26 protein-coding genes are annotated in these 26769 nt (G+C 63.4%); 14 read left to right on the forward strand and 12 right to left on the reverse strand.

Annotated features, from left to right (window positions below; all coding sequences use genetic code 11):
• Positions 1-101: 101 nt before the first annotated feature.
• A complete protein-coding gene (locus ACTJKE_RS17585) occupies positions 102-824 on the reverse strand; it encodes an anti-sigma factor (RefSeq protein WP_058329078.1) in 723 nt (240 codons plus the stop codon).
• Positions 821-1360 carry a sigma-70 family RNA polymerase sigma factor gene (locus tag ACTJKE_RS17590; RefSeq protein WP_058329079.1) on the reverse strand — a complete coding sequence of 180 codons (540 nt, stop codon included), beginning with the start codon at positions 1358-1360 and terminating at the stop codon, positions 821-823. Before ACTJKE_RS17590 ends, ACTJKE_RS17585 begins: the two co-directional genes overlap by 4 nt.
• A 157-nt stretch (positions 1361-1517) precedes the next feature.
• Here ACTJKE_RS17590 and argB point away from each other — a divergent pair, with 157 nt between their 5' ends.
• Positions 1518-2405, forward strand: coding sequence for an acetylglutamate kinase (gene argB / locus ACTJKE_RS17595; protein WP_058323632.1), 888 nt, complete (start codon positions 1518-1520; stop codon positions 2403-2405).
• Positions 2406-2493: 88 nt separating this feature from the next.
• Here argB and ACTJKE_RS17600 read toward each other — a convergent pair whose 3' ends face one another.
• From ACTJKE_RS17600 to ACTJKE_RS17615, 4 genes are all read right to left on the reverse strand, one after another.
• The gene (locus ACTJKE_RS17600) at positions 2494-3261 is read right to left on the reverse strand and encodes an isocitrate lyase/PEP mutase family protein (RefSeq protein ID WP_058329080.1); all 768 of its coding nucleotides are present in this window, start codon (positions 3259-3261) and stop codon (positions 2494-2496) included.
• Complete coding sequence (locus ACTJKE_RS17605; protein WP_058329081.1) at positions 3258-4337, reverse strand: bifunctional transcriptional activator/DNA repair enzyme AdaA; 1080 nt, start codon at positions 4335-4337, stop codon at positions 3258-3260. The genes ACTJKE_RS17600 and ACTJKE_RS17605 overlap by 4 nt, the downstream gene beginning before the upstream one ends.
• 76 nt (positions 4338-4413) lie before the next feature.
• Positions 4414-5328: a DMT family transporter gene (locus ACTJKE_RS17610; RefSeq protein ID WP_057248046.1), complete on the reverse strand. Its 915-nt coding sequence runs from the start codon at positions 5326-5328 to the stop codon at positions 4414-4416.
• A 57-nt stretch (positions 5329-5385) separates the two neighbouring features.
• Positions 5386-6177: a sterol desaturase family protein gene (locus ACTJKE_RS17615; protein WP_057248045.1), complete on the reverse strand. Its 792-nt coding sequence runs from the start codon at positions 6175-6177 to the stop codon at positions 5386-5388.
• Between the two features lie 156 nt (positions 6178-6333).
• Here ACTJKE_RS17615 and ACTJKE_RS17620 point away from each other — a divergent pair, with 156 nt between their 5' ends.
• Positions 6334-7047: a pyrimidine 5'-nucleotidase gene (locus tag ACTJKE_RS17620; RefSeq protein ID WP_082615700.1), complete on the forward strand. Its 714-nt coding sequence runs from the start codon at positions 6334-6336 to the stop codon at positions 7045-7047.
• A 127-nt stretch (positions 7048-7174) separates the two neighbouring features.
• Positions 7175-7696, forward strand: coding sequence for an EF-hand domain-containing protein (locus ACTJKE_RS17625; protein ID WP_162261268.1), 522 nt, complete (start codon positions 7175-7177; stop codon positions 7694-7696).
• Positions 7697-7800: 104 nt separating this feature from the next.
• Here the strand turns inward: ACTJKE_RS17625 and ACTJKE_RS17630 are convergent, their stop codons facing one another.
• Positions 7801-8700, reverse strand: coding sequence for an LOG family protein (locus ACTJKE_RS17630; protein WP_057248043.1), 900 nt, complete (start codon positions 8698-8700; stop codon positions 7801-7803).
• 367 nt (positions 8701-9067) lie between these two features.
• Here ACTJKE_RS17630 and dapD point away from each other — a divergent pair, with 367 nt between their 5' ends.
• The 3 genes from dapD to ACTJKE_RS17645 all read left to right on the forward strand — a co-directional run bounded on the left by dapD (position 9068) and on the right by ACTJKE_RS17645 (position 12508).
• Positions 9068-9925, forward strand: coding sequence for a 2,3,4,5-tetrahydropyridine-2,6-dicarboxylate N-succinyltransferase (gene dapD, locus ACTJKE_RS17635; RefSeq protein WP_058329083.1), 858 nt, complete (start codon positions 9068-9070; stop codon positions 9923-9925).
• Between the two features lie 4 nt (positions 9926-9929).
• A complete protein-coding gene (locus ACTJKE_RS17640) occupies positions 9930-10313 on the forward strand; it encodes a DUF805 domain-containing protein (protein WP_058329084.1) in 384 nt (127 codons plus the stop codon).
• Between the two features lie 251 nt (positions 10314-10564).
• Positions 10565-12508: a DEAD/DEAH box helicase gene (locus tag ACTJKE_RS17645; protein ID WP_058329085.1), complete on the forward strand. Its 1944-nt coding sequence runs from the start codon at positions 10565-10567 to the stop codon at positions 12506-12508.
• A 91-nt stretch (positions 12509-12599) separates the two neighbouring features.
• On the opposite strand, the gene ACTJKE_RS17650 is transcribed toward ACTJKE_RS17645, so the two are convergent.
• Positions 12600-12917 (reverse strand): DMT family transporter, encoded by a 318-nt coding sequence (locus ACTJKE_RS17650; RefSeq protein ID WP_058329132.1) that lies wholly within the window; start codon positions 12915-12917, stop codon positions 12600-12602.
• 133 nt (positions 12918-13050) lie between these two features.
• Here ACTJKE_RS17650 and ACTJKE_RS17655 point away from each other — a divergent pair, with 133 nt between their 5' ends.
• The gene (locus tag ACTJKE_RS17655) at positions 13051-13401 is read left to right on the forward strand and encodes a winged helix-turn-helix transcriptional regulator (RefSeq protein ID WP_425986117.1); all 351 of its coding nucleotides are present in this window, start codon (positions 13051-13053) and stop codon (positions 13399-13401) included.
• Between the two features lie 3 nt (positions 13402-13404).
• Here ACTJKE_RS17655 and ACTJKE_RS17660 read toward each other — a convergent pair whose 3' ends face one another.
• Positions 13405-14316 carry a LysR family transcriptional regulator gene (locus tag ACTJKE_RS17660; RefSeq protein WP_058323636.1) on the reverse strand — a complete coding sequence of 304 codons (912 nt, stop codon included), beginning with the start codon at positions 14314-14316 and terminating at the stop codon, positions 13405-13407.
• A gap of 140 nt (positions 14317-14456) precedes the next feature.
• Between ACTJKE_RS17660 and ACTJKE_RS17665 the strand changes: the two genes are divergently transcribed.
• From ACTJKE_RS17665 to ACTJKE_RS17685, 5 genes are all read left to right on the forward strand, one after another.
• Entirely contained in the window at positions 14457-15281 is an 825-nt protein-coding gene (locus tag ACTJKE_RS17665) for an alpha/beta hydrolase fold domain-containing protein (protein ID WP_058323637.1), read from the forward strand.
• Between the two features lie 84 nt (positions 15282-15365).
• Entirely contained in the window at positions 15366-16568 is a 1203-nt protein-coding gene (locus tag ACTJKE_RS17670) for an efflux RND transporter periplasmic adaptor subunit (protein ID WP_058323638.1), read from the forward strand.
• Between the two features lie 130 nt (positions 16569-16698).
• Positions 16699-19884 carry an efflux RND transporter permease subunit gene (locus tag ACTJKE_RS17675; protein ID WP_058329086.1) on the forward strand — a complete coding sequence of 1062 codons (3186 nt, stop codon included), beginning with the start codon at positions 16699-16701 and terminating at the stop codon, positions 19882-19884.
• 207 nt (positions 19885-20091) lie between these two features.
• A complete protein-coding gene (dapE, locus tag ACTJKE_RS17680) occupies positions 20092-21285 on the forward strand; it encodes a succinyl-diaminopimelate desuccinylase (protein WP_058329087.1) in 1194 nt (397 codons plus the stop codon).
• On the forward strand, positions 21272-21868 hold the full coding sequence (locus ACTJKE_RS17685) for a hypothetical protein (protein WP_058323640.1): 597 nt from the start codon (positions 21272-21274) through the stop codon (positions 21866-21868). Before dapE ends, ACTJKE_RS17685 begins: the two co-directional genes overlap by 14 nt.
• A 120-nt stretch (positions 21869-21988) precedes the next feature.
• Here ACTJKE_RS17685 and truA read toward each other — a convergent pair whose 3' ends face one another.
• The 3 genes from truA to def all read right to left on the reverse strand — a co-directional run bounded on the left by truA (position 21989) and on the right by def (position 24373).
• Complete coding sequence (gene truA / locus ACTJKE_RS17690; RefSeq protein WP_058329088.1) at positions 21989-22732, reverse strand: tRNA pseudouridine(38-40) synthase TruA; 744 nt, start codon at positions 22730-22732, stop codon at positions 21989-21991.
• Positions 22732-23667: a methionyl-tRNA formyltransferase gene (gene fmt, locus ACTJKE_RS17695; protein WP_058329089.1), complete on the reverse strand. Its 936-nt coding sequence runs from the start codon at positions 23665-23667 to the stop codon at positions 22732-22734. The genes truA and fmt overlap by 1 nt, the downstream gene beginning before the upstream one ends.
• A gap of 181 nt (positions 23668-23848) precedes the next feature.
• Entirely contained in the window at positions 23849-24373 is a 525-nt protein-coding gene (gene def, locus ACTJKE_RS17700; protein WP_058329133.1) for a peptide deformylase, read from the reverse strand.
• A 151-nt stretch (positions 24374-24524) separates the two neighbouring features.
• On the opposite strand from def, the gene ACTJKE_RS17705 reads away from it, so the two are divergent.
• On the forward strand, positions 24525-25718 hold the full coding sequence (locus ACTJKE_RS17705; protein WP_093234097.1) for a DNA recombination protein RmuC: 1194 nt from the start codon (positions 24525-24527) through the stop codon (positions 25716-25718).
• A 51-nt stretch (positions 25719-25769) separates the two neighbouring features.
• Positions 25770-26669, forward strand: coding sequence for a ribokinase (locus tag ACTJKE_RS17710; protein WP_058329090.1), 900 nt, complete (start codon positions 25770-25772; stop codon positions 26667-26669).
• The last annotated feature ends 100 nt before the right edge of the window (positions 26670-26769 follow it).

Raw genomic sequence — 26769 nt, forward strand, 5'->3', positions numbered from 1 at the left:
GGGAACATAACAAGCAACGGAAGCACGAGAGAAAGAGTTTCAGGAATTTTCCTGAAACGTATCTATCTGATAGAAAATGGTAATTCTTGCTCTGTGGCGGATTAGAGGTTTCGCGCCTTGCCGAGCGCGATGATCGGCCCGGTCGCCGATCCGGTCGGCGATCCGCCCAGTGGTTCGACGCTGACGGCAAGAACCGAGCCTGCCGAAATTCTCGACTGGAAGGCGGATGGAACGGTGATCTCGCCTTCGCCGGACTGCGGCAGCACGCCGAGCGAGATCGCCGGATTGCTGCCATTGATGAGCCAAAGCTCGAGCGATTTCTGCTCCGCCTGCCTTGCTGCAACCGGCGTTACCTTCAGCCGCCCCGATGCCAGATCGAAGTGGGCGACGAGATCGATGGCAGTGCCTTTGCCGGCGAGTTCCGCGACGAGCGAGGTGCCGGCCGAAGGCGCTTCGAACAGGCCGGCGAGCGAAGCGCCCATGACCATGACAGCGGCCAGCGAAGCCAGTGCCAGGCTCCGCCAAAGGGCCAGTGAATTCCACAGCCCGCGGCGCGGCGTGACCGGCTCGGGCCGCGCCGTTTCGAAGAGCCGCCGCTCGATTGCCGAAAAGCTCCTGGGTGGGGGCACCACCGCGTCATAGGCCTCGTCGAAGGAGGAGAGATTGCTCTGCCAGCGGTCGACCATGGCGGCGAAGTTGCGATCGGAGGCAAGACGGGCCTCGACCTTGCGTCGGTCGTCAGCAGACAACACGCCAAGCACATATTCGCCGGCGATCACCTCGTCGCGGCGGAAGTCTCGGCCCTCTGGGGTTGGTGTCGTCATCGCTCCATACACTCTCGCAACTTCATGAGGCTGCGCCTCAACCAAGTCCGCATCGTGTTCAGCGGCACAGCGAAGGTATCCGCCAGTTCCTGGTAACTCAGACCTTCGACATAGGCACGCCGAACCGCCTCCGCGCGGTCCTTTTCAAGCTCCTCCATGCAGGCGTCGATCCGCCTGCCCTCTGCTCTGACGACCGCCGATTTTTCCGGATCGGCAGCAGGATCAGCCAAATCGTAGGCTTCGTCAATCGCGTTGGCGGCCGGTTTTCGCGCCCTGACGACGTCGATCGCCTGATTGCGTGCAATGGCCGCCAGCCAGGACGTCGCCGCCGCCTGTCCTTGGGAAAATCGGTCAGCCCGCTGCCAGATCTTGACGTAGATTTCCTGCAGCGCTTCTTCCGCTTCACCCCGATTTCCGAGGATACGAACGCAGATGCCGAAGAGTTTCGGGCTCGTCTGCCGGTAGAGTTCGGCGAAGGCGTCGCGATCGCCAAGCGAGACGCGACCAAGCAACGCGGCTACATCCTCCTCGATCATTCAGCGTGCGCCCCAAAATCTCGTCCGTAAACAGAGATAGGGCGCGGATCACAATGCACCAGCCATCTCCGTCATTCCGGCTTTATATTGCTCGCCGATCATTCCATCGGTCCGGAACTTGCGCTAAACAGCAGCCGGTATTTTTCGAGGGTCCGCCATGTCCGCCAATGAAAGTGAAATCCAGGCACGCCTGCTCACCCAGGCCCTGCCCTATATGCAGCGCTACGAAAATAAGACGATCGTCGTCAAATATGGCGGCCATGCCATGGGCAACAGCGAGCTCGGCCGCGCCTTTGCCAGCGACATCGCGCTTCTGAAGCAGTCAGGCGTCAACCCGATCGTCGTGCACGGCGGCGGCCCGCAGATCGGCGCGATGCTGACGAAGATGGGCATCGAATCGAAGTTCGAGGGCGGCCTGCGCGTCACCGACGAGAAGACGGTCGAGATCGTCGAGATGGTGCTTGCCGGCTCGATCAACAAGGAGATCGTCGCGCTCATCAACCAGACGGGCGAATGGGCGATCGGCCTTTGCGGCAAGGACGGCAACATGGTCTTCGCCGAAAAGGCACGCAAGACCATCAAGGATCCGGATAGCAACATCGAACGCGTCCTCGATCTCGGCTTCGTCGGCGAAGTGGTCGAAGTCGACCGCACGCTGATCGACCTGCTCGCCCGCTCGGAGATGATCCCGGTCATCGCACCGGTGGCGCCCGGCCGCGACGGCCACACCTACAACATCAACGCCGACACCTTCGCCGGCGCCATCGCCGGTGCGCTGAACGCCACGCGCCTCCTGTTCCTGACGGATGTTCCCGGGGTTCTCGATAAGCAGGGCAACCTGATCAAGGAGCTCTCGGTTTCCCAGGCCCGCGCGCTGATCGCCGACGGCACGATCTCCGGCGGCATGATCCCCAAGGTCGAGACCTGCATCGAGGCGATCAAGGCGGGCGTCCAGGGCGTCGTCATCCTCAACGGCAAGACGGCCCACTCGGTGCTGCTCGAAATCTTCACCGAGCGCGGAGCCGGCACGCTGATCGTGCCCTGATCGACTTTAACGACCTACACCGTATCAAACAAAGAAGCGGGAGACGGCATCGGCCTTCTCCCGCTTTCCTTTTGAGGGCGATGCCCGATCAGCCCTTGTAGATCTCGGTCGCTGCGGCTTTCAGCTTCTCCATCATCGCCCGGTAGGGGAACGGGCCATGGCTGATGCGCGCGACGCCGGCGCGGGCAAGCGTCTTCACGTCGGGCGCTGCCGGCCGCATCATGATGTTGACCGGCAGGCTGGAGGCGGCGCAAACCTTGGCGATCAGGCCTTCGTCCACCAGCCACGGCACGAAGAAGCCGTTAGCGCCTGCTTCGGCGAAAGCCTTGCCGCGCGCGATCGCCTCGTCGACGAGGCCGCCGTGCCGCGTCTCATCGCTCTCCTGCAGGAACAGGTCGGTGCGGGCATTGATGAACAACGGGATGCCGCGCCTATCGGCCATCTCGCGAATGGCGCGGATGCGTGCCGCCTGCTTTTCGACCGCATGCACGCCGCCCTTGCCGACCACCTGGTCCTCGAAGTTGATGCCGATGGCACCGACATCGAGAATGCGCGAGACATTGGCAGCGCCGGTCGCCGGATCGTCGGAATAGGCGCCTTCGAAGTCAACGGTGACGGGCAGCTCCGTCGAAGCCACGATCAGCCGCGAGACATCGGCGAGCCACGCCATCGGCACCTTCTCGCCATCGCCGAAACCATGGGCGGCCGCCACCGACCAGCTTCCGGTGGCAAGAGCCTTGGCACCGGCTTCGGCCACGGCCTTGGCGCTGCCGGCGTCCCAGATATTATAGAGCACCACCGGGTCGCCCTTCCGATGCAGGGCAGCAAAGGCGAGCGCCTTTTCCTTCTGGCTCATTGCATTTCCTCCACGAACAATCCCTTGGGTTTCAGTTTTCCTTCGTGCCGGAGCAGCCATTGCTTCCGCCAGAGCCCGCCGCCATACCCCGTCAGTGAACCGTCCGAGCCGATGCAACGGTGGCAGGGGATGACAATGGCGATCCGGTTGGAACCGTTGGCCTTGGCCACGGCACGCGCGGCCTGGATCGTATCGACCTCGCGGGCAATGTCACCATAGGATCGCGTTTCGCCGACGGGAATTTTTGCAAGCTGCGCCCAAACGTTGCGTTCGAAGGCCGTGCCGCCCGGTGCGAGCGGCGTTTCGAAAGCACCCGTTTTGCCCGCGAAATAGCCGTTGAGCTCGCTTTCGATCTGGTCGATCGGCGCCGTTCTGCCTGATACAATGGCCGAGCGTGTCCCTTTCTTCAGTTTCTCCAGTTCGGTCGGCAGCGCCTTGCGGTCGTGGAACTCGAGCAGATGCACATGCGTGGCATCGGCAACGGCGACCATGGGCCCGAGCGGCGTTTCGATCCAGTCGGAGAAAAGCAGGGCCCTCCCCTGCGCTGCCGCCGGTGCGTCGCCGAGCAGGTTCTGGAATGCGGCACGAAAGCCGCTTGGCGATTCGTATCCGGCCTCGAGCTGGGCATCGATCACCCGGCCGCCGTCGGCAAGCTGGCGGGCGGCCAGCCCCAGGCGACGATGACGCGCGAGATCGAGGAAAGTGATGCCGAGGCTGCGCTTGAAAGCGCGCCGGACCGTCGAGGGATCGAGGCCACGACGAACGATATCGTCCTCGCTCCAGCGCCGTTCCGGTGCCGCTTCCAGCGCCTGCAGCAGGTCCTCGACGAGCGGGTCCTTGGCGCCGAACGTCGCGAGCGGCCGGCAGCGCTGGCATGGACGGAAACCCGTCTCCAGGCAGGTCCCGATAGAGCCCACGAAGATCGTGTTCTCGCGCTTCGGTTTGCGGGCGGGGCAAGACAGGCGGCAGAAGACGCCTGTCGTCTTGACGCAAACGAAGGCAGCACCTTCGTATTCGGTGCTTCGCGCGATCAGCGCGTCGTAGAGCGTTTCATCGGAGGGAAGATCGAACAACATGCAGGCGTTCTACCACGCCCGCATGCGCGAAGGCGCCGGTTTTCGGGCGCCTATTTTTTCAGATCAGCACGCGTTTTCAGATCAGTACGAGCATCACCACGCCGAGCACGATCAGCAGGCAGCCGAAAAGTTCGAGCCGGTTGATCCATTCGCGGAAGATGAAGAAGGACGAGGCGAAGGTGAAGAGCATTTCCACCTGCGCCACGACCTTGACGACAGCGGCCTGCTGCAGCGTCATCGCCATGAACCAGCCGAAGGAGGCGGATGCGCCGACGAAGCCGACGACGAAGGCGGGCTTCCAGGCGGCGGCGATGCGTGGCAGCTCGTCACGCTCGCGAAGCACGATCCAGATCAGCATGACCACGGTCTGCAGCAGGATGACGAATCCGAGCGTATAGCTCGCCTGCATGATGTAGTCGGGCGCCGGAAGGCTCGGCGCGAGCGCCAGTGAGGCCGAACGATAGGAAACGGCCGAAAGACCGAAGAACGTACCTGACAGCAGACCGATGCCGGCCGTGCGACTGAACACCGAGGTCACGAGCGTGCGTGGGCTGAGTGTCGTGCGCGCCACCGAGATCAGCATCACGCCGACGACCGAGATGGCGATTGCCACCAGGGTTCCCTGGCTCGCCTTTTCGCCGAGGAAGATAAGGCCAAACACCGCCGCCTGCGCCGGCTCGGTGCGGGAATAGGCAGTGCCGACAGCAAAGTTGCGGAACGAGAAGAGGTGGACGAGCAGGAAGGTCGCAGCAATCTGCGCCAGCCCGCCGATAATAGCCCAGAGGAAGAACGTGCCATTCGGCACTGGAAGCGGACGACCGGCCACCTGCCAGAGCAGAAACAGATAGAGAAAGGCGAAAGGCAGGCCGAAGCCGAAGCGCACGAAGGTCGCGCCCGTCGTGCCCATGACGCCTTTCAGGTGTTTCTGCATGGCCGAGCGGACGTTCTGAAGGAATGCCGCAGCGACGGTGATGAGGACCCAGGTTTCCATGGCTGCGAGCTAGCACGCGGCTCCCGGCATTGCCAAGGCCCCGCGCGCTCCAGCGTTTCAGTCCGCCTTTTCCTGAGCCTCGGCGAGCACAACGGACGGATTGATCGCGATCCGCGGCGCCTCGTCCTCAAACGTCTTCACGCGCTGATCGTAGTTGGGTGCGAGCGTGCCGAGCACACGATCCCAGAACGAGAAATAGTTGGCGTAATTGTATTTGAAGCCTGAATGGTGCTGGTCATGGAACGTCGTGCACAACAGGGGAGACGGATAACGGGCCGTCGACGTGGCGAAATACTCGAAGCCGCAATGCCCGATCATGCCATTGAAATGCTCGAACAGCCTATGCCCGATGAGGATCACTGGCGGAAACGGCACGACGAAAACGACGACGGCGGAAAAGCTCTGAAGCAGGAAGTTGTCAAAGACATCTTCCGAATAGGTGCTCCAGATCGTCGGCGCGACGCTTTTATGATGCAGGGCATGCAGCGGATAGAGCCACTTGGTGTGCAGCAGCCGGTGCATGAAATAGAACCAGGCATCGTAGAGGATCATGCTGAGCACGAAGAACGGCACCGCCCACCACCAGCTGAAATCCCAGGGTGCCGGCGCCCAGCCTTTCTGCTGCGCATAGAGGCCGATCGTCAGCGGCAGGCAGGCGCTGAACATCGATGCCAGGCTCTGGCGGATCTCGGCTTTGCGCCGCTTGTCGGAGCCGCGTCCCTTCTGGATCTTTCGCTCGGGATTGCGCTCGTTGAGCCAAGTGATGCCGTAACCGAGCGCGAAATAGGTCCCGACAGTGAACGAATAGAATCCGAACAGAAACAGCAGATAGAACAGTTCGTCCGACATTGGCACCTACATTCCCCCGAGCCAAAACCGCGCGCCGGAAGATGCCACGCCGGTTTGACAATTCAAAGTGGAATTCTATGCGCCAGCATTGCGGCCCGAGCAGCGATTTGCATTTTTCTCATTTGCCGCCACCTTTCCCCATGTCATAAGGCGGTCATGAAAAAGCTCAACCGCCTGCCGAACCAATCCGACTTCGCCCATGTCACCGACTGGGTCTTCGACCTCGACAACACGCTCTATCCGCACCACGTCAACCTGTTTGCGCAAATCGACCGCAACATGACGGCCTATGTGGCGAAGCTTTTGTCGCTGGACCCGGCCGATGCGAAGAAGCTGCAGAAAGACTACTACCGCGACCACGGCACGACGCTCAAAGGTTTGATGATCCACCACGGCATCGACCCGAACGAGTTCCTCGAGCAGGCGCATGCGATCGACTACTCGATCGTGCCGCCGGATCCGGCACTCGGCGAAGCCATCAAGTCGCTTCCAGGCCGCAAGTTCATCTTCACCAACGGCAGTGTCGCGCATGCGCAGATGACGGCGCGAGCGCTCGGGATCCTCGACCATTTCGACGACATCTTCGACATCGTTGCCGCCGATTTCGTGCCGAAGCCGGCTGGTGAGACCTATGACAAGTTCATGAGCCTGCACCGGGTCGACACCCGGAACGCCGTGATGTTCGAGGACCTGCCGCGCAACCTCCTGGTGCCGAAGGCGCTCGGCATGAAGACGGTGCTGCTGGTGCCGCACAACCTCGAATACACGTTTGCGGAGTCCTGGGAGAAGTCGAACGATACGGATGAGCAGATCGACTACGTGACGGAGGACCTCACCGGCTTCCTGCGCCACGTCCTGTCCGATCTCTGACCGACACAATTTGGCCAGCAAAAAACCTCTTTGCGGCCAATGACTTAAATTACCAAAGTTTAACTGGAACGGCGCTCTTCACCGGCTATCCTTTCGATCAGGGACAACCCGATCGAAAGGAAGCATGATGCCGAACAAGATCCTGATCCTTACCGTGACCGCGCTCTCAGTCGCCGTCACCGGCATGGCCGGCCCCTCTTTTGCCGCGCGCGAAAAGATGACGCCCGAGCAACGGGGCGAGCGCATGATCCAGCGGCTCGACACCGACAAGGACCAGAAGGTTTCGCTCGCCGAGTTCCAGGCGCGGATCTCCGACAACTTCAAAACCTTCGACACCAATGGCGATGGCCAGATCAGCGCCGATGAGATGAAGGCCAAACGCGAAGCCTTCCGCGAGGCACGCAAGGCCTGGAAAGAGGCCAAGGACAAGACTGGCACCGAGCGCGAAGCGGCCCTTGCCAAGGTCAAGGAAGTTCGCCCAACGATGCTGCCGGGTCTCAGGCCGAAGGCCTTCAAACGCATCGACACCGATGGCAATGGCTCGCTCAGCGCGAGCGAAGTTTCGAGCGCCGCCGAGACCATGTTCAAGCGGCGAGACAAGAACGGTGACGGTGTCATCGACGCAGCCGACTTCACCAAGAAGATCTGACGGGAGCATCCCCCTCTTTCCACCGCCCGGTGGAGAGGCTCCTGCCTGACCCATAGCCCCTTGCAACCCGCGCAAGGGGCTATGTGCATTATTGAACGCCGCGCCTAGCGCCGCCCGTTCGCCATCGGCACCGACTTCGGATCGACGGTTTCGTAGAAGCGGGCAATGATCTCCCAGGCTTCGTCCGCCGTTTCGACAAAGTGTACCAGATCGATGTCATTGGGTGCGATCGTGCCAAACTCGGCAAGCGCCTCGAAGTTGACGATCGAACGCCAGAACTTTTCGCCGAAGAGAATGAGCGGCACCAGCGCCAGACGTCCGGTCTGCATCAGCGTCATCGTTTCAAAGAGCTCGTCGAGCGTGCCGAAGCCACCGGGGAAGACGGTGACGGCCTTGGCACGCAAGAGGAAGTGCATCTTGCGGATGGCGAAGTAGTGGAAGTTGAACGACAGTTCCGGCGTCACGAAGCGGTTCGGCGCCTGCTCATGCGGCAGCACGATGTTGAGGCCGATCGACGGTGCACCGACATCGTGGGCGCCGCGGTTGCCCGCCTCCATCACGCCAGGTCCGCCGCCGGTGACGACCACATATTCCTTGTGGTGCAGCTTGGCCGAATGCTCGGAGCAGAGCCGCGCGAACTTGCGCGCTTCCTCGTAATAGACCGAGGCCGCCTCGAGGTTCTTGCGCTGGGTCTCGTTCTTTGCCGCCCAGGCATCACCGCCGGGCTCGGGAATGCGGGCACCGCCGAACATCACTATGGTGGAATTGATGCCGCGTTCTTCCAGCATCATCTCGGTCTTCATGAGTTCGAGCTGCAGACGGACCGGGCGCAGTTCCTCGCGGCAAAGGAAATCGTCGTCGATATAGGCGAGGCGATAGGAGGGCGATGCCGATTGCGGCGTGATCGGGACCGTCTGCGCTCGCTGCCGGCTCTGCGAGCTGTCGGCCAGTGGATCCCAGACCCCGTCCTTGCGGCGCAGTGCGCGCTTCTTCATGCGTGCCATCGTGTCGTCTTTCTCGTCGCGTTCCGGACAATCGGCATCTCGGCCAGACGCGTCCTATCCTCAATCCTCGGTCATGAAGGTTGCAAGCGCACCACTGCGCTGCGCGCCCCTTGCGCGTCCCGAACGGGTGCGCGGCGCTGTAGTGCAGGAATCGCCCGGATTTGCCAACCCCGGGCAAGCGCATCGGCCTGAAAAGCCCTTCAACTTTTCAGGACCGGCTTCTACAGCGCCACACGTCCGCCAAGACGTGTCAAGATCGCTGCAGCACCTAGATCTGCTGCGTATTTTTGTCCTTAAATCGATTCCGATTTGAGGAATTATGCAGTAGAGCTTTCGCAGGATAACCGCCGAACTTTAAGGAATTCCGATGACGAACCACGACCTCACCTCCCTGTCGCAGACGATCGAGACCGCCTTTGAAGACCGCGATTCCGTTAACACCGGAACGCGCGGCGCAGTGCGCGATGCCGTGGAGACGGCACTGAACCTGCTCGACGGCGGCAAGGTCCGCGTTGCCCAGCGCGGCGAGGATGGCGTGTGGACGGTCAATCAATGGCTGAAGAAGGCGGTGCTGCTTTCCTTCCGCCTCAACCCGATGGAAATCGTCAAGGGTGGCCCGGGCCAGTCCGTCTGGTGGGACAAGGTGCCGTCGAAGTTCGACGGCTGGAGCGTCAACGAATTCGAGAAGGCCGGCTTCCGCGCCGTACCGAACTGTGTCGTGCGCCGCTCGGCCTATATCGCCCCCAACGCGATCCTGATGCCGTCCTTCGTCAACCTCGGCGCCTATGTCGGCGAAGGCACGATGGTCGATACCTGGGCAACCGTCGGCTCCTGCGCCCAGATCGGCAAGCACGTGCATCTCTCTGGCGGCGTCGGCATCGGCGGCGTACTGGAGCCGATGCAGGCCGGCCCGACGATCATCGAGGACAATTGCTTCATCGGCGCCCGCTCGGAAGTCGTAGAAGGCTGCATCGTGCGCGAGGGCTCGGTCCTCGGCATGGGCGTCTTCATCGGCAAGTCGACCAAGATCGTCGACCGCGCCACCGGCGAAATCACCTATGGCGAAGTGCCGCCCTATTCCGTCGTCGTCGCAGGCTCGATGCCTTCCGGCTCGACCATGGGCAACGGCCAGCCGGCACCGAACCTCTATTGCGCCGTCATCGTCAAGCGCGTCGACGAGAAGACCCGCTCGAAGACCGGCATCAACGAGCTGCTGCGGGACTGATGCGATGACACCGGAGGGGCCGCAGCCGAGCATGACCTGGCTGTTCTTCAGCCCCTCCGGTCGCATCGGCCGCCTGCCCTTCTTCCTGTCCTGGCTGTTCTGGTTCCTCATCGGCGGCTTCATCGTCGCCAGGATGGTTGCCAACGAAGAACACGAGACGGCGCTGGCCCTCTGGACGCTGGCGTTCGCCATCTCGGCGATCGTCTCCCTGCCCTCGATCGCCATGCTGGCGATCAAGCGCCTGCACGATATCGGCTATCCCGGACCGCTCTCGCTCTGTCTGTTCATTCCCGTCCTCAGCCCGGTGGTCTTCATCGCGCTTTGCCTGTGGCCGGGTGAGCCGGGACCCAACGAATTCGGCGCGCGCAGCGACCAACCGGGACTCTAGACACGATGATTTTGGATCGGATCGACCCAAAATCACAAAAGGATCGTTTCCTGTAAGTTGGAGCGGGATGCGGGCGGAAAGCCGTGCACACCTTTCCTCATCCCGCTCTGGACCCTTCGCCCCTGTACAAGAACCGTGCGAGCGCGTATGTAGCGCGCCATGACAGGCCCGCGACGTGCTGGCCACGGCAATTCGCGCCAATGACGATCCGTTCGTCCTGGGCATGACGACCGAAATCCGAAAGATACGATATGACTGAATTCGAAGGGATCGCGCCTGCGATCGCCGAGGCGTTGGCAAAACGCGGTTACAACGAATTGACGCCGGTTCAAAAGGCGATGCGCGACCCGGAGCTCGCCGACAGGGACGCGCTGGTCTCGGCGCAGACCGGTTCCGGCAAGACGGTCGCCTTCGGCCTTGCGCTCGCGCCGACCCTGCTGGGTGACGAGCGCCGCTTCGGCCCGGCCGGCGCACCGCTGGCGCTGGCGATCGCCCCGACGCGCGAATTGGCGCTGCAGGTGAAGCGCGAGCTCGAATGGCTCTACGAACAAACCGGCGCGACCATCGCTTCCTGTGTTGGCGGCATGGACATGCGTACCGAGAAGCGGGCGCTGGAACGCGGCGCTCACATCGTCGTCGGCACGCCCGGACGTCTTTGCGACCATATCCGCCGCAACTCGCTCGACATTTCCTCGCTGCGCGCCATCGTGCTCGACGAGGCCGACGAGATGCTCGACCTCGGCTTCCGCGAGGACCTCGAATTCATTCTCGAGGAATCCCCCGATGACCGCCGCACGCTGATGTTCTCGGCAACCGTGCCGAAATCGATCGCCACGCTCGCCAAGAACTACCAGCGCGACGCCGTGCGCATCAGCACCGCTTCCGAACAGAAGCAGCATGTCGACATCGAATATCGCGCCCTGACGGTGGCGCCGAACGATCGCGAGAACGCGATCATCAACGTGCTGCGCTACTACGAGGCCAGAAACGCGATCGTCTTCTGTTCGACCCGCGCCGCGGTCAACCACCTGACCGCCCGTTTCAACAACCGCGGCTTCTCGGTGGTGGCGCTCTCGGGCGAGCTCAGCCAGAACGAGCGCACCCACGCGCTGCAGGCCATGCGCGACGGCCGCGCCCGTGTCTGCATTGCCACCGACGTCGCCGCCCGCGGCATTGACCTGCCGGGCCTCGAACTGGTCATCCACGCCGACCTGCCGACCAACTCGGAAACGCTGCTGCACCGCAGCGGCCGTACCGGCCGCGCCGGCCAGAAGGGTGTGAGCGCGCTGATCGTGCCGGTCAACCAGCGCCGCAAGGCCGAGCGCCTGCTCGACGGCGGCCGGATCACCGCGACATGGGCCCGGCCACCGTCGGCCGACGAGGTCAGCCAGCGTGACGACGAGCGCCTGCTTGCCGACACCAGCTTTGCCGAGCCGATCCGCGAGGACGAACAGGCGATCGTCGCGGCGCTCATCGAACGCCACGGCGCTGAACAGATGGCCGCTGCCTTTGTGCGCCAGTTCCGCTCGGGACGCTCCGCTCCGGAAGACCTGATCGAGGTTGCCGTCGGGGACAATCGTGCAAAACCGCGCCGGGACGAGCGCGCCGGACCCCGCGAGGATTTCGGCGCCGATCGCGCGGATTTCAGCGACGGCAGCTGGTTCTCGCTATCGGTCGGCCGCAAGCAGAGCGCTGAGCCGCGCTGGCTGATCCCGATGCTCTGCCGCCACGGCAAGCTGACGAAGCGCGACATCGGCGCGATCCGCATGCAGCAGGAGGAAACCTTCGTCGAGATGACCTCCGAGGGTGCCGAACGGTTCCTGTCGGCCATCGGCAAGGACAAGATGCTGGAGAAAGGCATTCGGGTGAAGCCGCTCGCTGGCGCGCCTGACCTTTCGCAGCAGCGTCAGGAAAAGCCGAGCTACTCCAAGGACAAGCCGGGCTTTGCCAAGAAGCGCCCCTATTCCGACGATGCTGTGCGGAGCGATGATCGCGGCGACTTCAAGCCGAAGCGGAAGTTCGAAAAGAAGGCCGCCTATTCCGATGGACCGACCCATACCGAGGACCGGCCGCCGGCCAAGGGTGCCGACAAGCCCTGGAACAACAAGAAGAAGGGCAAGCCGGACGCCAGCAAGGACGGCGGCTTCAAGCCCAAAACCAAGCCCAAGGGCAACGCCAAGAACCGCCAGGGCTAAGCCGACACCGGCAGAGTTCTCAGTCAATTAAAAAGCGCCGCGATCGGATCGCGGCGCTTTTTTCGTGAGCAGGGTTGCGAACGATGTGGTCTCAGGCTTCCAGGAAGCGAAGGCCGGCGACGGCGACGATGATCATCGCGATGCAGGTGATGCGCATCCAGGAGATCGGGTCGCCGAAGAGCACGATGCCGAGCACAGTGATGCCGACCGAGCCGATGCCGGTCCAGGCGGCGTAGGCTGTGCCTGCCGGCAGGTCTCGCATCGCGATCGTCAGGAGATAGACGCTGCCGAGAGCTGCCGCGATGCCGATCGCGCTCGGCATCAGTTTCGTCCAGCCCTCGGCGTATTTCAGCGCCAGCCCCATGACGATCTCGACGAGGCTCGCCGCTATCAGAATGATCCATGCCATGTTCGTCTCCATTGGAATTCTCACATGGTTCACAATCTGGTAGGGTAGGCACCAAAGAACAATTACGCACCTTTTGGTAACTATGGAAAATCCGGAAAGCCCGGCGAAAGCGCCCGCAGCCTCGATCCCTGACGTGTTCGATCCAACCTGCTCGTCACGCCACGCGCTGGAGCTGATCGCCGGCAAATGGCCGATGCTCATTATCTCGGCGCTCGAAGGTGGGCCGATGCGCAATGCCGCGCTGATGCGCCGGCTCGGCGACATCTCGCAGAAGATGCTGACGCAGACGCTGAAGGAGCTGGAGCGCAACGGCCTCGTTATCCGCGAGGACAAGAAGACCGTGCCGCCGCATGTGGAATACAGCTTGAGCCCGATCGGCCGCTCACTCAGCGAAACCTTGCTGGTGCTCGATCGTTGGGCCGAGACGCATTTCGGCGCGCTGGATGTGGCCCGCGAGCGCTACGACGCCGAACGAGACAAGTGAGGCTCACTCCGCGTCGAGTTGCGACTGGGCGACCACCTTCACCACCCAGTCGGCAAAGACGCGCAGGCGACTGCTCAAGTGGCGGTTCGGCGGATAGACAAGATAGACCGGCTCCGGATCGATCTGCCAGTCGCTGAGCACCGGAACCATGGTGCCGGCCCGCAGATCGTCGCGGACCATGAAGAGCGGCACCTGGATGACACCCAATCCGGCGCGCGCGGCAGCAAGATAGGTCGTCGCCTCGTTTGCCGCGACGCTGTAACGACCCTGGACCTCCATCTCTTCGTTGCCGCGGCGGAACTGGTAGGGCATCGGCTGGCCGGTCTTCGGCATGAAATAGCCGACAACGGAGCAATTCTTCGCGAGATCGGAAGGATGCTGCGGCATTGCGTGCCGCTTGAGATATTCCGGCGAGGCGCAGGTGACGAATTTCATCTCTGTAATGCGTCGGGCGATCAGCGACTGATCCGTCAGTGCGCCGCCACGGATGGCGCAATCGACGTTCTCCGCGAGATAGTCGACGGTGCGATCGGAAACGCCGAGGTCGATCTGGATGTCCGGATACTTCCGATTGAACTCAGGAAGCGCTGGAACGATGATCAGATTGGCAAAGGCGCCCGCCGTCTCGACACGCAATCGCCCCTTCGGCAAACTCTGGGCGCTCGACAGGCTGCCGTCCAGTTCGTCGAGGTCGGTCAAGAGGCGCGCGGCCCGCTCGTAATAAAGCGCACCATCAGGCGTCACCAGCACGCGGCGCGTGGTGCGGTTCAGGAGCTTCGTGCGCAGATGCGCCTCCAGCCCCTGGATGAGATTGGTCAACGTTGCCTTGGGCATGCTGAGCGACGCGGAGGCGCGCGTGAAGTTCCCGGTTTCGACGACCCGGAGGAACGCACGCATGGCCGTGAGCTGGTCCATTTTCAAGAGCCATAATTGTTCGAGAATACGAATAGTGTAGTCAGTTTGAAAAGACTATTCCAGACAGAAGACAATGTTATTCTCCTACCGTGGCGTGTTGTCGCCACATGTGGGTTGAGCTCGGGCCGAAGGCAAGAGAGATGGGCGAACTGTTCAAAGTGGAGACGATGCAGACCGGCCAAGGCTGCTGCACGGCACGCGTCTACCGCGGCGAAGCTTTGCTCAATCCGCCGCCGATCGTGCTGCACCTGCATGGCGGCTCCTTCATGGGCGGAACGATCGCCGCCGGTGAGCGCGTCGCCGAGGCGCTTGCGGCGGCTGGCGCCGTGGTGATCTCGCCGGAATATTCCACAGCTTGCCTCAATCCGTTTCCCGCGGCGCTTGATGTCGCCTACGCCATGCTGTCGTCGATGCGCTCGCGCTGCCCGCAGTTCGCGCACAAGAAATCGTCGCTGTTCGTGGCCGGCGAAGAGGCGGGCGGCAATGTTGCCGCCGGCGCCGCGCTGATGGCGCGTGACCAGTATCTGACCGACCTCAAGGGCCAGATTCTTTTGTCGCCGATGCTCGACCCGTGTCTCGCGACGGAATCGTTCCGGCAATACTGTCCGCAGTCCTCGGCGCAATCGATCGCCGACGGCTGGCAGCGCTACCTCGGGCAAAGCGGCGGCTTCACGCATCCTTACGCCGCGCCGGCCCACTGCACGCGGCTCGCCGGCCTCGTGCCTTCGCTGATCCTCACCAGCGAGGAGTGTCCGATGCGCGACGAAACCGAAGCCTATGCCAAACGCCTGCGTCAGGCGGGCGTATCAGTTGAATCTCACGTCCTGCCGGGACGAGCCGGATGGCTGCCGCAGAATACGGTCGCCAAGGAAAACTGGGCGGCACAGCAGGAAGAAATTACCGGCATCTTCTCCCGATTCTTCCAGAAGACGGGGGCGAAGCCGGCGGAAATGACGGTGCGTTAGACGAGAGCGGCGGTCACCCAGCCCCTTCACCTTGTCTGACATCGAAAGCAACGCGCCGGCTCCCAACCGGCAAGGAGAGAAAAGATGACATCGATAGTGACCCGTCGGGCCCTCTGGGGCGCCGGCCTGAGTATCCTTTTGTCTGTCGCCGGCGGTGGTGCCGTCATGCTCGGCCTGCCGCAGCATTTCGAGGCCGACGCCGCAACCGAGACCGCCGCGGCGCCACCTCCGGCCGTGCCGGTCTCGGTGTCGCGGGCGCAGTCCAAGCGTATCACCACCTGGGAGGAATTCTCCGGCCGGCTCGAAGCGATCGAGCGGGTCGAGGTTCGCCCGCGCGTCGGCGGCGCCATTCTCAAGGCGCATTTCCGCGAAGGCGCGCTCGTCAAGCAGGGCGATCTCTTGGTAACGATCGATCCCGAGCCCTATGCCGCGGCCGTCGAACGGGCGAAGGCCCAGGTCGAGGCAGCCGAAGCGCGCGTCGCGCTTGCCAAGATCGAACTCGAGCGCGGCCGCAAGCTGGTGACCACCAGCGCCGTGCCGCAGAGCAGCGTCGACCAGCGCTCCAGCGCCTATGACGAAGCTCAAGCCGAAGTGCGCTCGGCCAAGGCGGCGTTGCGTACCGCCGAACTCGACCTGCAATATACGGAGGTGCGGGCGCCGATTTCCGGCCGCGTCGGCCGGCTCGACGTCACCGCCGGCAACCTGGTCGCCGCAGGCTCTGCCTCGCCGGTGCTGACGACACTCGTCTCGGTCGATCCGATCTATGCGAGCTTCAACGCCAGCGAAGAGGTGGTCACGACCGCACTCGCCAAACTTGCCTCCTCGGCAGGCGGCGACGCGATCGAGCGCCTTCCGGTCCAGGTCGGCACCGCCGCGGACGAGGGCACGCCGATCACGGGCCATATCCAGCTCATCAACAACGAGGTGGATGCGGCAACCGGCACGATCCGGGTGCGTGCAGCGCTCGAAAACGCCGACGGCAAGCTGATCTCTGGCCAGTTCGTCCGCATCCGCATCGGCGAGCCGGACCCCGAGGAAAAGCTCGTGATCAGCGACCGCGCCATCGGCTCCGACCAGGACAAGAAGTTCGTCTTCGTCGTCGGCACCGACAACAAGGTCGAGTACCGCCAGGTGAAACTCGGGCCGAATTCCGATGGTCTGCGGATCGTCGAAAGCGGCCTGAAGTCCGGCGAGAACATCGTCGTCAACGGCCTGCAGCGGGTTCGCCCTGGCGTCGTCGTGGCGCCGCAGCAGGTTGAGGAAACGACCGCCTCGATCGCCAAGTAATCCAGGTGCCTCTTCGCCTGGTGTGAAGAGGCGGCCGGCCTAGGCATCACTCAGCAGACAGCGCCGCGCGGCGACACTTTTCGCCGCGGCACACCCGCCGTCTGCCCGAACTCGTCCCAAGGGGGATACCATGAATTTCTCACGCTTCTTCGTCGACCGCCCGGTCTTCGCGGGCGTTCTTTCGGTCCTGATCTTCGTGGCCGGCCTGATCGGCATGACCGGTCTGCCGATCTCCGAATATCCCGAAGTCGTTCCGCCGCAGATCGTCGTGCGCGCGCAGTACCCGGGCGCCAACCCGGCCGTTATCGCCGAGACGGTGGCGACACCGCTCGAAGAACAGATCAACGGCGTCGAAGGCATGCTCTACATGCAGAGCCAGGCGACCGCCGACGGCCTGATGACGCTGACGGTCACCTTCGAACTCGGCACCGATCCGGACCAGGCCCAGCAGCTCGTGCAGAACCGCGTCTCGCAGGCCGAGCCGCGGCTGCCCGAAGAGGTGCGCCGCCTCGGCGTCACCACCGTCAAGAGCTCGCCAGACTTGACGCTGGTCGTGCACCTGATCTCGCCCAACGGGCAATATGACATCAACTATCTGCGCAACTACGGTGTGCTGAACGTCAAGGATCGGCTGGCCCGCATCGACGGCGTCGGCCAGGTGCAGATCTTCGGCGGCGGCGACTATTCGATGCGCGTCTGGATCGACCCGCAGAAGGCCGCCGAGCGCGGTCTTGCCGCAAGCGACATCGCCAATGCGGTGCGCGGTCAGAACGTCCAGGCGGCCGCCGGCGTCATCGGTGCTTCGCCTTCCGTTCCCGGCCTCGATCTGCAGCTTTCCGTCAACGCGCAAGGGCGTCTGCAGACGCCTGAGGATTTCGCCAACATCGTCGTCAAATCCGGCGCCGAGGGCGAAGTGACCCGCCTTGGCGACGTCGCCCGCGTCGAGATGGGCGCTGCCGACTACTCGCTGCGCTCGCTGCTCGACAACAAGCCGGCGGTCGGCATGGGCATTTTCCAGGCGCCGGGCTCGAACGCGATCCAGATCTCCGAAAACGTGCACAAGGCCATGGCTGAGCTGAAGCTCACCATGCCTGAGGGCGTCGACTACGAGATCGTCTACGACACGACGCAATTCGTCCGCGCCTCGATCGAGTCGGTCATCCATACCCTGCTCGAAGCGATCGCGCTCGTCGTGCTTGTCGTCATCATCTTCCTGCAGACGTGGCGCGCCTCGATCATCCCGCTCGTCGCCGTGCCGGTCTCGATCGTCGGCACCTTCGCGGTGATGTATGTCTTCGGCTTCTCGATCAACGCGCTCAGCCTCTTCGGCCTGGTGCTTGCGATCGGCATCGTCGTCGACGATGCGATCGTGGTGGTGGAAAACGTCGAACGCAACATCGAGCAGGGCCTGTCGCCGGTTCAGGCGACCTATCGCGCCATGCAGGAAGTCTCCGGCCCGATCATCGCGATTGCGCTGGTGCTCGTCGCCGTCTTCGTGCCGCTCGCCTTCATCACCGGCCTCACCGGTCAGTTCTATCGCCAGTTCGCGCTGACGATCGCGATCTCGACTGTCATCTCGGCCCTCAACTCGCTGACGCTGTCTCCGGCGCTGGCCGCCCTTCTCCTGAAGGACCATCACGCGCCGAAGGATTGGCTGACGCGGGCGATGGACAAGGCCTTCGGCTGGTTCTTCCGCGGCTTCAACCGCTTCTTCGGGGCAAGCTCGGAGGCCTATGGCCGCGGCGTCGGCCGCATCCTGACGCGCAAGTCGCTGATCATGGTCGTCTATGTCCTGCTGCTCGGCGTCACCTTCACGCTGTTCCGCGCCATCCCCGGCGGCTTCGTGCCGGCCCAGGACAAGCAGTACCTGATCGGCTTCGCCCAGCTTCCTGATGGAGCAACGCTCGACCGCTCGGAAGACGTGATCAAGCGCATGAGCGAAATTGCGCTCAAGCATCCGGGCGTCAAGAACGCCATCGCCTTCCCGGGCCTGTCGATCAACGGCTTCACCAACTCGTCGAACTCCGGCATCGTCTTCGTTGCCCTGAAACCCTTCGAGGAGCGCAAGACGCCCGAACTGTCAGGCGGCGCGATCGCCATGCAGCTCAACCAGGAATTCGGCGCGATCCAGGATGCCTTCATCGCCATGTTCCCGCCGCCGCCCGTCCAGGGTCTCGGCACGACCGGCGGCTTCAAGCTGCAGCTCGAGGACAAGAACGGCCTCGGTTACCAGGCGCTCGACGAGGCGACCAAGGCGTTCCTTGCCAAGGCCTACCAGACGCCTGAGCTGGCCGGGCTCTATTCCAGCTTCCAGATCAACGTGCCGCAGCTTTATGCCGACCTCGATCGGGTGAAGGCACGCCAGCTCGGCGTGGCGGTCACCGACGTGTTCGAGACCCTGCAGATCTACCTGGGCTCGCTCTACGTCAACGACTTCAACGCCTTCGGCCGCACCTACAGCGTGCGCATCCAGGCGGATGCCAACTACCGCAGCCATGCCGACGACATCGGCAAGCTGAAGGTGCGTTCGCAGACCGGCGAGATGATCCCGCTGTCGGCGCTGTTGAAGGTCGAGCAGACCGTCGGCGCCGAACGGGCGATCCGCTATAACGGCTTCCTGTCCGCCGACATCAACGGCGGCCCGGCTCCGGGCTTCTCGTCCGGCCAGGCACAGGCGGCTATCGAGAAGATCGCCGCCGAAACCCTGCCGCCGGGCATCGCCTTCGAATGGACGGATCTCACCTATCAGCAGATCCTGGCCGGTAATTCGGGCATCCTGGTCTTCCCGCTGGCGCTGCTGCTCGTCTATCTGGTGCTCGCCGCCCAGTATGAAAGCCTAACCCTGCCGATCTCGATCATCCTGATCGTGCCGATGGGCATCATGGCGGCACTGGTGGGCGTCTGGCTGACGGGAGGCGACAACAACGTCTTCACCCAGATCGGCCTGATCGTGCTGGTCGGCCTGTCGGCGAAGAATGCCATCCTGATCGTCGAGTTCGCCCGCGAACTCGAACTGTCGGGCAGCACCCCGGTCAAGGCCGCGATCGAGGCGAGCCGGCTGCGTCTTCGTCCGATCCTGATGACCTCGATGGCCTTCATCATGGGCGTGGTGCCGCTGGTCACGTCCACGGGGGCCGGTGCGGAAATGCGCTCGGCCATGGGTGTCGCGGTCTTTGCCGGCATGATCGGCGTCACCGCCTTCGGCATCTTCATGACGCCGGTCTTCTACGTGCTGATCCGCAAGCTTACCGGCGAGCGGCCTCTGAAGCACGCCGGAGCCCATATCGAAGCGCCGCATCTCGCACCCGGAGAATAGGGCCTTTTTACCCGTTACACTCTTCACGCGGGCCGGATCCATCCCGGCCCGCTGACGCTGCGGCGTCGCGCCTCCGCCCAGGCGCGGCGCCGCATTGCATCCCCGCGTGACAGTTCCCCATCCCGCGTGACAGTTCGCTGGCGATCGGATAAACCAGCAGCCTCCATTCCATTGGCCTCAGCGGCCAAGCAGACGGCATAGCGTTAGATGACCCCCACCGATCCGATCGCCAATCTCGCCACCCTCATTCGCTGCCCCTCGGTCACCCCGGCCGAAGGCGGAGCGCTTTCCGCCCTGGAGGCGATGCTGAAGCCGCTCGGCTTTGCGGTCGATCGCATGGTGGCGAAGGACGTCGGCACGCCCGATATCGAGAACCTCTATGCCCGGCTCGGCACGGAAGGCCCGCATCTGATGTTCGCCGGCCATACCGATGTCGTTCCCGTCGGCGACGAAGCCGCCTGGAGCCACGGCCCGTTTTCGGCCGACATCGCCGGCGGAGAAATGTACGGCCGCGGCGCCGTCGACATGAAGGGCGGCATCGCCTGCTTCGTCGCCGCAGTCGCCCGCCACATCGAAAAACAAGGGCTCCCGAAGGGCTCGGTTTCCTTCCTCATCACCGGTGACGAAGAGGGGCCGGCAATCAATGGCACCACCAAGCTCTTGCAATGGGCGGCCGACAAGGGCGAGCGCTGGGACGCCTGCCTCGTCGGCGAACCGACCAATCCGGACCATCTCGGCGACATGATCAAGATCGGCCGGCGCGGCTCGCTCTCCGGCCGCATCAACGTCAACGGCGTGCAGGGCCATGCCGCCTATCCGCACCTTGCCGACAATCCCGTGCGCGGCATCCTGCAGCTGACCCAGGCGCTGATGGATCCGCCCTTCGACAACGGCACCGAGAGTTTCCAGGCATCGAACCTTGAGGTGACGACGATCGATGTCGGCAATGGCGCCGTCAACGTCATTCCGGCCAAGGCGAGTGCCGCCTTCAACATCCGCTTCAACGACACCTGGACGGCGGAAAGCCTGATGGCCGAGATCATCGCCCGGCTCGACCGGGCGGCTGCAAGCGGCAGCCTCAGGCCCGACCGCGCGCCCGTCCGCTACGAGATCACCTGGGCCGAACGCCCGAGCCACGTGTTCCTGACGCGCAACAATGCGCTGATCGATTCGCTTTCCGGCGCTGTCGAAGCGGTCACCGGCCGCCAGCCGAAGCTGTCGACCACGGGCGGCACTTCGGATGCGCGTTTCATCAAGGACTACTGCCCTGTGGTCGAATTCGGCCTGGTCGGCCAGACCATGCACATGGTCGACGAGCGCGTTGCCGTCGCCGACCTCGAGACGCTGACGAACATCTACGAAACCTTCATCTTCAGTTGGTTCGGCCATGCCGCTGCTTGATGAGGTGCTTGCCTATATCAAGGGCCTCTGGCTCTTGGCTCAGGGCAAAGAGGAGGGATTCCGCTGGCTCGATTTCAGTGAGAGCGGCCTCTGGCGCTCCTTCACCTCTATGCTCTGGTGCCTGCCGGCGATCGCCGTCACATGGGCATCCTGGCGGTTCTACTACCTGTCGGCCATGCCTGAAGGCACGGTGATCGGCATCGGCTTCATCTTCAAGCTCTTGGTCGTCGATCTCGTCAGTTGGCTGCTGCCGCTGGTGCTGATCGCTGTTCTATCGCGCCCGCTCGGCTTTGCCGGCGCGGTGGTGCCCATCGTCGTCACTACCAACTGGCTCTCGGTCCCGCTTTCCTATGCGATGGCCATTCCCGCCGCCATTCGCCTGATCATTCCGGGAAGCCAGGGCCTGACGAGCCTGATCTGGCTGGCGCTGCTCGTCGTCAGCGTCGCGGTGCTTTTCCGGCTTCTGCGCATGATTACCGGCAACCAGATCCTGCTTGCCTCGGCGCTGACGGCACTCTTCCTGCTGCCATCGATGATGATCGGCGATCTCCTGCAGCGCTTCTTCGGCCTGATCCCGGGCTAGCGCATGTCGCGCAAAAGTGCGCAGCGGTTTTGCGATAACGACATGCGGAATTTCAAGGACTCAAATCGCGAGCGAATCTGAAAGATCGAGACACGCCTGGAGCCCGGGATCAGCCGGCGATCAATAATCCACTTGCAGGAAATATAGCCCATCGGGCGGAGCCACGGGGCCGCAAGCCTTGCGGTCACGCGCTTCGAGTGCGGCCTGCAGGTCGTCCGGCGTCCACTTCCCCTCGCCCACCAGCTTCAACGAACCGGCAAAGGACCGGATCTGATTGTGCAGGAAGCTCTGCGCCGTGGCGCGGATTTCGATGACACCGGCGACGAGCGCGACATCCAGCCGATCGAGGGTGCGCACCGGGCTCGTTGCCTGGCAATGGGCCGAGCGGAAGGTCGTAAAATCGTGATGGCCGACGAGACGTTGCGCGCCTTCGTGCATCGCCGCGTGGTCGAGCGGCTTCGGCACCCACCAGGCGCGCCTGGCTTCCAGCGCCAGCGGCGCCGGCCGGGAGATGATGCGGTAGAGATAGTGCCGGCGCAGCGCCGAGAAACGCGCGTCGAACTCCGGCGACGTTTCCTCGGCTTCGAGGATCGCCACACGCTCACCCGCAAGCCCCAGATGCGCGTTCAGCGCGTTGCGCAGCGTATAGGGCTTCCACGGGCGGGTCAGATCGACATGCATGACCTGGCCACTGGCGTGCACGCCGGAGTCGGTGCGACCGGCGCCGCGGATCGAAACGGTCTCGCCGGTCAAGGACAGGACGGCCTTTTCGATCGCACCCTGCACGGACTCGCCATTGTCCTGCCGCTGCCAGCCGACATAGTCGGAGCCGTCATATTCGACGGTCAGCTTGAACCGCGGCATCAGCCGACCCTCGTGCCGGACGCGACCGGCGTTCCGCGCAGGAAGTCGGCGGCGCCGAGCGCCTTGCCGCCGGCGCGCTGCAGGCGCGTGAGCCGGACCGCACCCTCGGCGCAGGCAATCGTGAGATTGTCGTCAAGCACCGTGCCGGGCTCGCCGGCGCCCGATGCCGGCTCGGAATTCAGAACCTTGATACGTTCCGGCTTGCCAGCGATTTCGAGTTCGAACCATGCGCCCGGGAATGGCGACAGGCCGCGAATATGATCATGCACCTCGCGAGCGCTGCGGGCAAAGTCGATGCGGGTTTCCGCCTTGCTGATCTTCGCCGCATAGACGACGCCCTCGTCGGGCTGCGCGGTCAGCGGCAGATCGCCGGCCGCGAGCTTCGCCATCGCTTCCCGCATCAGGCCGGCGCCGACCTGCATCAGCCGGTCGTGCAATTCGCCCGCCGTCATCGTCTCGCCGATCTGGACGGCCTTGGTGAGGGCGACGGGGCCGGTATCGAGCCCCTTGTCCATCTTCATCACCATCATGCCGGTCTCATGATCGCCGGCCATGATGGCGCGCTGGATGGGGGCAGCACCACGCCAGCGCGGCAGCAGCGAAGCATGGCCGTTGTAGCAGCCGTATTTGGTGCCGGTGAGGATCGCCTCGGGCAGAAGCAGGCCATAGGCGACGACGACGGCGACATCGGCGTCGAAGTCGCGGAAGGTCTGGCGATCCGGCTCGTCCTTGAAGTTGACCGGCGTCAGCACGGGGATGCCGAGCAGCTCGGCCGCCTGGTGCACCGGCGACTTCTGCAGATCGAGCCCGCGTCGGCCGCCCGGCCGCGGCGGCTGCGTATAGGCGGCAACAATCTGGTGGCCAGCCTCGGCAAGCGCCGCCAGCGTCGGCACCGAAAACTCCGGCGTACCCATGAAGATGATGCGAAGTGACAAGGCGGTAACTCCGTCCTTTCAGATCACTTCATGCGGGGAAACAGCGAAATGATCTCATTCTCTGAAACAGGACAACCCCGGGCGGAAAACCGTTTCACGCTTTCCTGGGATTGCTCAGTGGATCCCCGCCCTCAAATCGTGCCATCGCGCGATCTGTTCGCGACCGCTTACGTGGTCGGCGTCAGATCGCCTTCGCACCGCGCGTCTTGGCGGCCTTGGTGAACTTGCGGATCACCATGTCGCGCTTGAGCTTGGAGATGTGATCGATGAACAGCACGCCGTTCAGGTGATCGATCTCATGCTGCAGGCAGGTGGCGAGCAGGCCATCGGCCTCGATCATCTGTTCCTTGCCGTCACGGTCGAGATGCTTGACGGTGATCGCCGCGGGGCGCTCGACCTCGGCGTAAAAGTCCGGGATCGACAGGCAGCCTTCCTCGTAGACCGAGCGCTCATCGGACGAAGCAACGATCTCGGGATTGATGAAAACGAGCGGGGTCTTGTCGTCGCCTTCTTTCGAAACGTCGAGCACCAGCATGCGTTTGGCAACGCCGATCTGGATCGCGGCAAGGCCGATGCCGGGCGCGTCATACATGGTTTCGAGCATATCGTCGGCCAGACGGCGGATGTCCGCATCGATGGTTTCGATCGGCGTGGAAACCTGGCGAAGCACAGGATCGGGAAGGATGATAAGCGGCTTGATCGTCATGCTGCTCCCATAGCCGATCTTTCCACCGGCGTGCAAGAAAATTGCCTTGCCACCCTCAGCGGCCGTTTTCCCATGGCCTCGCGTTAACCGCACGGTACAGATGTTCATGTTTTGATCTATAAAACATCCGCGAATCTGTTAGGCTTACACCATGGAACCAGCGCCCATCGACCTTTCCCAGCCATTGTTTTTCATCGGCACTCTGCCGGTCACGCTGGGCCATCTCGCCATCGCCGGCGGTCTGATGGTGGCAGTCGCGCTGCTGATGGCGCTTTCGCGGCGTCGGGATACTCGCGACGAAGAACGGCAGGAGCAGATGGCGATGCTGCTTGCGGCCCAGACGGAGATGCAGGGGCGGGTTGCCGCCATGGCCGAGGTGTTCGGCGCCCGGCAGGCCGAACTCAACCAGTCCCTCAGCCAGCGCATCGACGGCATGACCCATCGGATCGGCACTTCGATCACCGAACAGACCAAGGCGACGCACGAAAACCTCAGGCGGCTGCAGGAGCGCCTGGCGGTCATCGACAATGCCCAGAACAACATCCAGTCGCTGGCCAAGGACATGGCCGGGTTGCAGGCGATCCTTTCAAACAAGCAGACGCGCGGCGCCTTCGGCCAGTCACGCATGGAGGCGATCATCGCCGATGGGCTGCCGATGGGCGCCTTTGAATTTCAGACGACGCTGTCGAACGGCGCACGACCCGATTGCACCATCCGCATGCCGAACGGCCAGCCGGCGCTCGTCATCGACGCGAAATTTCCGCTGGAAGCCTGGAACGCGATGCGGGATGCCCCGAATGCGGAACGCCGCCAACAGATCGCGCAACTCTTCCGCCGCGACATGGAAACCCATGTGCGCGATATCGCCAGCAAATACCTGATCCCCGGAGAGACACAGGACACCGCCTTCCTCTTCGTGCCATCGGAATCGATCTTCGCCGAAATCCACGAGCATTTCGAAGCGATCGTGCAGAAGGCGCATCGCCAGCGGATCGTCATCGTCTCGCCGTCGCTGCTGCTCTTGTCGATCCAGGTGATCCAGGCGATCCTCAAGGATGCGCGCATGCGCGAGCAGGCGCATCTGATCCAGGGTGAAGTAGCCAGGCTGATGGAGGACCTCAGCCGTCTCGACGAGCGCGTGCGCAAGCTTCAGGGCCATTTCGCCATGAGCCAGAAGGACGTCGAGGATATTCTGATTTCGTCCAGCAAGCTCACGCGGCGCGGCGCCAAGATCGAGGCGCTCGAACTTCAAGCCGAAGGCGGGACGCAAGAAGCAAGCGATCCGCGTGCCGCCGTCGACAACCGCGTCGGGCAATTGCGCCTGCGGGTGGTTGACGAGGACTGAGGCTGTCGGGCACTCTCCGGCCCACTTTGCAATCCGACGGGAAATTTTCACATGATCACTGTTTTTGGGTCCATCAACATGGACCTGATCGCCACGACCGCACGCCTTCCGAAGCCGGGCGAGACCGTTGCCGGAACTGGTTTTTCGACCGCCGCCGGCGGCAAGGGCGCAAACCAGGCGCTTGCCGCGCGACGTGCCGGAGCGACAGTTAAGATGGCTGGTGCTGTGGGCAAGGACAGTTTTGCCGATGGCGCGCTGGAACTGCTGAAGGGTGCTGGCACCGACCTCTCCCTGACCAAGACGGTGGAAGAGCCAACCGGCACCGCGCATATCTTGGTCGGCGGTGACGGCGAAAACGTCATCGTCGTCGTCGCCAGTGCCAATGCGACTGTCAATGAGGCCGATGCGGTGAAAGCCGTCGACGGCATGAAGCCCGGCGACACGCTGATGCTGCAGCTCGAAATTCCGGCAGCCTCCGTCGAGAAGGCGCTCAATATAGCCAAGCAGAAGGGCGTCCGGTCTGTCATCAACATCGCGCCGTTGACCGCGGATGCGGCTCGCCTCGGGCGCATGGCCGATATCGTCATTGCCAATGAGACCGAATTCGAGCTGCTTGCCGGCAGGAGCGGCATCAGCAGCGCGGAACGCGAAGACGCGATGAAGGCGCTTCACGCCGAGACCGGCCAGACGGTCATCGTCACGCTCGGCGCCGAAGGCGTCGTCGCCGTGCACGAAGGCGAGATCCAGCGTGCCAAGGGCCTGAAGATCGAACCGGTCGATACCGTCGGCGCCGGCGACACCTTCTGCGGCTATCTTGCCGCCAGCCTCGACGCCGGCATTGCCTTTCCCGATGCGCTGCGCCGTGCAGCCGTCGCCGGCTCGCTCGCCTGCCTGAAGAGCGGCGCCCAGCCCTCGATCCCGCTTTCCTCGGAAGTGGCGTCGCGTATCTAGATCGCGACAACCTTGGGTCGGACCGACCCGTGATAGGCCAAAGGGCATCTGGTGCGGGCGGAGATCGCCCGCATTTTTCTTGCCGGCTCTCTGCCGCCGC

The sequence above is a fragment of the Ensifer sp. 22521 genome (genome assembly GCF_052044795.1).
Classification (GTDB): Bacteria; Pseudomonadota; Alphaproteobacteria; order Rhizobiales; family Rhizobiaceae; genus Ensifer.

Coding starts and splice junctions, on each gene's coding strand:
- ACTJKE_RS17585 (WP_058329078.1), bottom strand. CDS start 824: ATGACGACACCAACCCCAGAGGGCCGAGACTTCCGCCGCGACGAGGTG.
- ACTJKE_RS17590 (WP_058329079.1), bottom strand. CDS start 1,360: ATGATCGAGGAGGATGTAGCCGCGTTGCTTGGTCGCGTCTCGCTTGGC.
- argB (WP_058323632.1), top strand. CDS start 1,518: ATGTCCGCCAATGAAAGTGAAATCCAGGCACGCCTGCTCACCCAGGCC.
- ACTJKE_RS17600 (WP_058329080.1), bottom strand. CDS start 3,261: ATGAGCCAGAAGGAAAAGGCGCTCGCCTTTGCTGCCCTGCATCGGAAG.
- ACTJKE_RS17605 (WP_058329081.1), bottom strand. CDS start 4,337: ATGTTGTTCGATCTTCCCTCCGATGAAACGCTCTACGACGCGCTGATC.
- ACTJKE_RS17610 (WP_057248046.1), bottom strand. CDS start 5,328: ATGGAAACCTGGGTCCTCATCACCGTCGCTGCGGCATTCCTTCAGAAC.
- ACTJKE_RS17615 (WP_057248045.1), bottom strand. CDS start 6,177: ATGTCGGACGAACTGTTCTATCTGCTGTTTCTGTTCGGATTCTATTCG.
- ACTJKE_RS17620 (WP_082615700.1), top strand. CDS start 6,334: ATGAAAAAGCTCAACCGCCTGCCGAACCAATCCGACTTCGCCCATGTC.
- ACTJKE_RS17625 (WP_162261268.1), top strand. CDS start 7,175: ATGCCGAACAAGATCCTGATCCTTACCGTGACCGCGCTCTCAGTCGCC.
- ACTJKE_RS17630 (WP_057248043.1), bottom strand. CDS start 8,700: ATGGCACGCATGAAGAAGCGCGCACTGCGCCGCAAGGACGGGGTCTGG.
- dapD (WP_058329083.1), top strand. CDS start 9,068: ATGACGAACCACGACCTCACCTCCCTGTCGCAGACGATCGAGACCGCC.
- ACTJKE_RS17640 (WP_058329084.1), top strand. CDS start 9,930: ATGACACCGGAGGGGCCGCAGCCGAGCATGACCTGGCTGTTCTTCAGC.
- ACTJKE_RS17645 (WP_058329085.1), top strand. CDS start 10,565: ATGACTGAATTCGAAGGGATCGCGCCTGCGATCGCCGAGGCGTTGGCA.
- ACTJKE_RS17650 (WP_058329132.1), bottom strand. CDS start 12,917: ATGGCATGGATCATTCTGATAGCGGCGAGCCTCGTCGAGATCGTCATG.
- ACTJKE_RS17660 (WP_058323636.1), bottom strand. CDS start 14,316: ATGGACCAGCTCACGGCCATGCGTGCGTTCCTCCGGGTCGTCGAAACC.
- ACTJKE_RS17665 (WP_058323637.1), top strand. CDS start 14,457: ATGGGCGAACTGTTCAAAGTGGAGACGATGCAGACCGGCCAAGGCTGC.
- ACTJKE_RS17670 (WP_058323638.1), top strand. CDS start 15,366: ATGACATCGATAGTGACCCGTCGGGCCCTCTGGGGCGCCGGCCTGAGT.
- ACTJKE_RS17675 (WP_058329086.1), top strand. CDS start 16,699: ATGAATTTCTCACGCTTCTTCGTCGACCGCCCGGTCTTCGCGGGCGTT.
- dapE (WP_058329087.1), top strand. CDS start 20,092: ATGACCCCCACCGATCCGATCGCCAATCTCGCCACCCTCATTCGCTGC.
- ACTJKE_RS17685 (WP_058323640.1), top strand. CDS start 21,272: ATGCCGCTGCTTGATGAGGTGCTTGCCTATATCAAGGGCCTCTGGCTC.
- truA (WP_058329088.1), bottom strand. CDS start 22,732: ATGCCGCGGTTCAAGCTGACCGTCGAATATGACGGCTCCGACTATGTC.
- def (WP_058329133.1), bottom strand. CDS start 24,373: ATGACGATCAAGCCGCTTATCATCCTTCCCGATCCTGTGCTTCGCCAG.
- ACTJKE_RS17705 (WP_093234097.1), top strand. CDS start 24,525: ATGGAACCAGCGCCCATCGACCTTTCCCAGCCATTGTTTTTCATCGGC.
- ACTJKE_RS17710 (WP_058329090.1), top strand. CDS start 25,770: ATGATCACTGTTTTTGGGTCCATCAACATGGACCTGATCGCCACGACC.